Here is a 5,713-nt window from a genome sequence, read left to right as displayed (position 1 = left end):
TTCCCGACGAGCCACTCGGTGACCACGTCCTTGAACTGCAGGTCGCCGAGGTCATCGCCGAGACCGACGATGCGCGGTCGCTGGTGTTCGCGGTGCCGGACGAGGCGGGCGACCCCGACGTCCCGCCGGAGCGGCTGCGGTACGCGCCGGGCCAGTTCTTGACGCTGCGCATTCCCAGCGAACGCACGGGATCGGTGGCCCGTTGCTATTCGTTGTGCAGCTCGCCGTTCACCGACGACGCTCTGACGGTCACGGTCAAACGAACCGCGGATGGCTACGCCTCCAACTGGCTGTGCGACCACGCGCACAAGGGCATGCGGATCCACGTGTTGGCCCCGTCGGGCAACTTCGTTCCCAAAACCCTGGGCGATGACTTCCTGCTGATGGCCGCGGGCAGCGGGATCACGCCGATCATGTCGATCTGCAAGTCGGCCCTGGCCGAGGGCAGCGGTCAGGTGACGCTGGTCTATGCCAACCGCGACGACCGTTCGGTGATCTTCTCCGACGCCCTGCGTGAGTTGTCGGCCAAATATCCCGACCGGCTCACGGTGCTGCACTGGCTGGAATCGCTGCAGGGCTTGCCCACCGTGGCCGCGCTGGCCAAGCTGGCCGCGCCATACACGGATCGGCCGGTGTTCATCTGCGGCCCGGGCGCCTTCATGGATTCGGCGAGACAGGCCCTGGAAACGCTGAAAGTGCCCGCGCCGCAGATACATATCGAAGTCTTCAAGTCGCTGGACTCGGATCCGTTCGCGGCGGTCAAGATCGAGGACACCGCCGAAGGCGACGAGCCGCCGGCGACCGCGGTGGTCGAGCTGGACGGCGAAACCCACACCGTGTCGTGGCCGCGCAACGCCAAGCTGCTCGACGTGCTGCTGGCCAAGGGCCTCGACGCGCCCTTCTCCTGCCGCGAGGGCCACTGCGGCGCGTGTGCGTGCACGTTGCGCAGCGGCAACGTGAGCATGGAGGTCAACGATGTGCTCGAGCAGCAGGATCTGGACGAGGGCCTGATTCTCGCCTGCCAATCTCACCCTGAATCTGATTCGGTAGAAGTCACCTACGACGAGTAGTCGGCGGGTTAAGTTCACCCTTGGGCCAGAGGAAAGGGAAGCATCGATGAGGCGGCTGGTATCGGGATTCGCAGTCGTCGCGGTGATGCCGATGTTTCTGCCCGCCGGGGTGTGTGCGGCGGCGAGCAACACCGCCACCACGCTGTTCCCGCTGGACGGGCCCAATCAGCTGGAGACGCGCGCCATCCTGAATTGCTTCAAAGCCGACGGCCACTGCGACTTCACGGCCGGGGCTGACATGCTGACGCCCGACGGGGTGACCGGCTTCCCGCCCGGCCTGTGGGCCCGGCAAACCACCGAGATCCGGTCCTCCAACCGGCTGGCCTATCTCGACGCGCACGCCGACGGTCAGTACGAGCGGGTGCACAAGTCGATGGGTTCCGACGAGATCACCACCATCTACATGGGTGAGGGCCCGCCGGACAAGTATCAGACGCACGGGCGTATCGACTCCACCGACTGGCAGACGGGCCAGCCCAAGACCGACAACAACGTCATCGCCTGCACCCACATCCAGGTGGTCTACTCCGGGGTCAACATCACGTCGCCGAGCACCTGCGCGGTCACCACGTTCTCCTGAGACGCCAGACGTTACGGCGAATCAGATCAAGGCCTTTCCTTCCAGGCTTGGAGCGCGCGGTAGAGCTCGGCGCGCGATCGGATGCTCAGTTTGCGGTAGACGCGGCTGAGGTTGACCTCCACGGTCTTGGGGCTCACGAACAGGGCGGCCGCGATGTCGCGATTGGTCAATCCCGAGACGGCCAGGTCGGCGACGCGTTCTTCGGTGGCGGTCAATCCTGGGTCGCGGCCCCGGATCGAAAGGCCGCGCGCCAGTTCGGTTTCGGCGCGCTCGGCCCACACCGTCGCGCCGAGTTGCACAAAGGTGTCCCGCGCCTCGCGCAGCGCTGCGCCGGCCGCGTCGCGATGGCGCTGGCGGCGTTGCAGCTGGCCGGACAACAGCTGAGTGCGGGCGCGCTCGAACGGCATCGGAAGGCGTTGGTGCTCGGCCAATGCCAGCTCGACGCTGGTCATCGCGCCCGTGACGTCCCCGTGCGCAGCCTGCAGCATGGCGCGACAGCGCATACCGACCGCTAGGGTCCATGCGCGGTCAAGTCGGCGGCCATTGCGCTCCAAGGCTTCTACCAGCGGCTCGGCATCGTCCAATCGACCGAGACCAACCATGGCCTCGACGGCCTCGGGAACGAAAGACGACGAGATGATCTCACTTGCCTCCGGGAAGAGGGCCACCATCGGCAACAGCGGCTCGAGCGCGTTCATGGCCGCTTGGTAGTCACCCGATGACACCTCGACGAATCCGGCTATCGTCGCCGGCCACTCGGCCAAACGCCTTGAGCCGCAACGCTGGCCGGCCGCTATCGCCTGGCTCAGATCGCTACGGGCGTCGCCGAGGCGGCCGAGGTGGGCGGCGACCGCGGCGCGGAGGGTGAGCCCGATGAACATCGGGAAGTCGCCGCCCAGCACGGTTGCCCGTTCCATCGTGGCGTCGGCGATAACCGCCGCACTGGCGAGGTTGCCAAGCCAGATATCGATGAGGGTGAGGTGAAAACCGATGAAGATCAGCTCGGCTTCCTCGCCGAGAGCGAGACATTCGCGTTCCATTTTCGCCAGCTCGTCACGCGCCGCCCACAGCTCACCCGTCCAACCGCGCAGCAGGCTCATCTGTGCACGAGGCCGCAACGGTAACGGGACCGGCGCGCTCGGTCCGTCCATTCCGACTGCGCGTTGCATCGCGGGCTCGTCAAACCCCTTGCCGCCCATGAAGTCGATCATCACCCGCATGCCCAGCGCCGGGCCGAGCAGTGCGGCGGCGCCGAGGCGCTCGGCATCGGCCACGGCCCGCTCAATTCGCGCATAGGCGTGCTCGTGTCGGCCCGCGTTGAGGAGAGCGAACGCGAGGCTGATCAGGACGCGGACGCGCAAGGGGCCGTCGGCACCGCTTTCGTCTACGGCCTGCTCGAGCACGCCCGCCGCCTCCAGGAAGCTGTCGTCGGAGAGGACTATCAGTCCCAGCTGGTGCAATGCTTCGGCACGGGTCGGGCAGGGCGGCAGCGCCGCGATGACCGCGTCGAGGATTCGCCGGGCTCGCGCGGGGTCGCCCGCAACGAAATGGTGTGTCGCACAGCGTATTTTGCGTTGGGGGTCGTCGTCGCCGGCCAGGCCGACGGCAAGTTCAACCAGCTCGGCGGCGGCGGCTGGGGCGCCCCTGTCGCGGGCAATCTCGGCGGCCCTGTCCAGCGCGGCCACCGTCTCCGGCTTCCCGGATGTGTCGGCGAGCGCGAGGTGGCGGGCGTGCAGCTCGGGTTGGGCGGTGAGTTCGGCGAGCCGGCGGTGCATTTCGCGGCGCCGACCGGGCGCCGCCGCGCTGTAGACGCCGTGCGCCAGCAGGGGGTGGGTGAACCGGAGCCGGCTCCCGTCGATGGCCACCACCGCTTGGTCTTCGGCTTCCCGCAGCGATTGCACCACTTGATCCGGCGGCGAATTGGTGGCCTGCGCCACCATCGCCACCGTCGGATCGGGCAGGCTGGCGATCGCAAGCAGAACGTCCTCGGCGCCGACCCGACTGATCCTCGCGCGGACCAACTCGTTGAGGCTGCCCGGGAGACTCGTTTCGAAAGCGCGTCCATCGACGCCCAGTTCTCGGGTCAATTCCAGCGCGAAAAACGGGTTGCCCGCAGCTATCTCGTGAATGCGCAACAGCGTAGGACGCGCCACGGAATGTCCCAGCCGCAGCAGCAGAACCTGATGCAACTCGCCCACGGTCAACGGCTGCATTCGGATGCGACGCACGTCGTCGGGGCTGGGCAGCTGCAACCGCTCGGCGGCCTCTTCGCTACGCGTCGTGCACAATAGGGCCGCGCCCGCGCGAAGGCGGCGCGCGGCATACGCCACCACACTGGCACTCGACGCATCCGACCACTGCAGATCGTCGATGGCAATAACGACAGGCCGCTCGGCGGCGAGTCGGCCGATGATTGCGCCAAAAGCCGCCGCCACCGCCCTGGGATCAATCTCGGAAGTCTCGACGAGGTCTCTCAACAGCGCGCCGCCCAGCGCCCGCTGCTGCGGCGCCGGCAGATCCGCCCATACCGAGTCGTCGACATCACTGAGCAGGTCGGCCAGCACCGTATACGCCAGCACCGATTCGGCCGCGGCGGCCCTGCAGCTCAACACGCGGTATCCGCACTCACCGGCCCGACGGACTGCGTCCGCCCACACCGCCGTTTTGCCGATCCCCGCCTCGCCTTCGACAACGAGTGCGCACGATCGATGTGGCAAAGAGTCGAGAAAATCGCTGACGGCGCGCTCTTCGGCCTGCCGACCGACCAATCGCTCCGTCACGTCAACCCTTCACCCATCAGACGGCTGGGCCGTCACGTCGGCGGTGAGGTTGCGATGACGGCCTATCCCTCACCGCCCGACACCCACACCGTCGGCTCCTTCGTTTGCCAGCCCTGGAGCCCGACCCGGCAGGTGGCTACTGCAGGGATTCTCGCAGAACTTCGCTGATACGGCTCGATTTCCCAGACATCAATGATCGGCAACTACGCGTGCGTGGCCGCAAAACTTTGCTCGACGGCACCGGCCGACCACGGGAAGACGTTTTTGTCGGCATCGAGCCAACCCGTCAGCAGTCCAGGGCCCGCACCCAACCGACGCCGCAGCTGATCCGTTCCGCGGGCGTCCCGACGTCGGCGCAGATCTGCGCGACGAGCTCGGCTGACTCGGCAGCAAAGACACCGAACGTGTAGTTGTCGTCTGGCACCGCCATCGCCGTCAGGAGCTGGACCGCCGTTCCACGAGCCGTCATCAATTCGGCACGGGTATTCAGCCGATCGACGACCTCGCCTATCGAGTGGGCGGATGTTCGCGGTCCGTACCACTCGACGAGGAACCGTTGCGGTTGAGACCCCGTGATCGCCATTTGTTCTTGAGGATATAGACGCCGGCAATCAAGGGCATCAGGGTTTTCCCTACTGCCTTTCGAAAGTGTGGGGACATCCCTGATTCATCGGCCGCACCATCGACGCAGCGTCGCCATAAGACAACACCCGCCAGGTGGCGATCCTGGAAATGTCGGCTGCCCAAGCTGATTCGGCTGTCAGAGAACTTGCGCGCAAAGGTCACGCCACAGCGGCCCCAGTTGATGATTGCGCGCGCCGGCGCCAGTCCATTCAATTTCTAGAAGGTCGCTTCTGAACAAACATTTCCGAGCCCGGGGGGCACCCGAATGGATGCCCCCGGCTCACCGGTCGTCGCCGTCAGTACAGCGGTATCCAGGTACCGAAGAACCAGTAACCGAAGCCCCCGTAGTCCGCGTTGAAGACCGGAAGGACGGTGAAGTTGTTGTAGGTGAACGGCGCGTAGTAGTTCTGGCCGTAGGACGCGTCAACCGGGGTCCCTTGCCAGGGAGCGCCACCTCCTCCGCCGCCGAGCGGCTACGGGTGGAGCAACGGTCCCGCCCCCGGCGCCCCACCGCCGAACTGGGAAGGGCCGCCACCGGCCGGCGGCTGGAACGGGCCGCCGCCCGCCGGCGGCTGGAACCAGCCCTGGCAAGGGACCCCGGTTGACGCGTCCTACGGCCAGAACTACTACGCGCCGTTCACCTACAACAACTTCACCGT

At 66.6% G+C, this 5,713-nt stretch carries 4 protein-coding genes; 2 read left to right on the top strand and 2 right to left on the bottom strand.

Annotated elements, in window-relative coordinates; all coding sequences use genetic code 11:
- Both A5652_RS00690 and A5652_RS00685 read left to right on the top strand, forming a co-directional pair.
- Positions 1–1,070 (top strand): ferredoxin--NADP reductase (locus A5652_RS00690; RefSeq protein WP_156745076.1); only part of this gene is annotated, 1,070 nt, incomplete at its 5' end.
- Between the two features lie 46 nt (positions 1,071–1,116).
- Positions 1,117–1,650, top strand: a complete 534-nt coding sequence (locus A5652_RS00685) for a hypothetical protein (protein WP_067345503.1) — start codon at positions 1,117–1,119, stop codon at positions 1,648–1,650.
- Positions 1,651–1,676: 26 nt separating this feature from the next.
- On the opposite strand, the gene A5652_RS00680 is transcribed toward A5652_RS00685, so the two are convergent.
- Together A5652_RS00680 and A5652_RS00675 are read right to left on the bottom strand one after the other, a co-directional pair.
- Positions 1,677–4,430, bottom strand: coding sequence for an AAA family ATPase (locus A5652_RS00680; RefSeq protein WP_156745075.1), 2,754 nt, complete (start codon positions 4,428–4,430; stop codon positions 1,677–1,679).
- 286 nt (positions 4,431–4,716) lie between these two features.
- Positions 4,717–5,013, bottom strand: coding sequence for a hypothetical protein (locus A5652_RS00675; protein WP_067345501.1), 297 nt, complete (start codon positions 5,011–5,013; stop codon positions 4,717–4,719).
- Between the last annotated feature and the right edge of the window lie 700 nt (positions 5,014–5,713).

It is taken from the genome of Mycobacterium sp. 1165178.9 (assembly GCF_001673555.1).
Classification (GTDB): Bacteria; Actinomycetota; Actinomycetes; order Mycobacteriales; family Mycobacteriaceae; genus Mycobacterium.
Note: the sequence above shows the minus strand (reverse complement) of the source record. Positions and strands in the feature narration are given on the sequence as shown.

Excerpts from the sequence above, each read along its gene's own strand:
- A5652_RS00685 (WP_067345503.1), top strand. The coding sequence starts at position 1,117 with ATGAGGCGGCTGGTATCGGGATTCGCAGTCGTCGCGGTGATGCCGATG.
- A5652_RS00675 (WP_067345501.1), bottom strand. The coding sequence starts at position 5,013 with ATGGCGATCACGGGGTCTCAACCGCAACGGTTCCTCGTCGAGTGGTAC.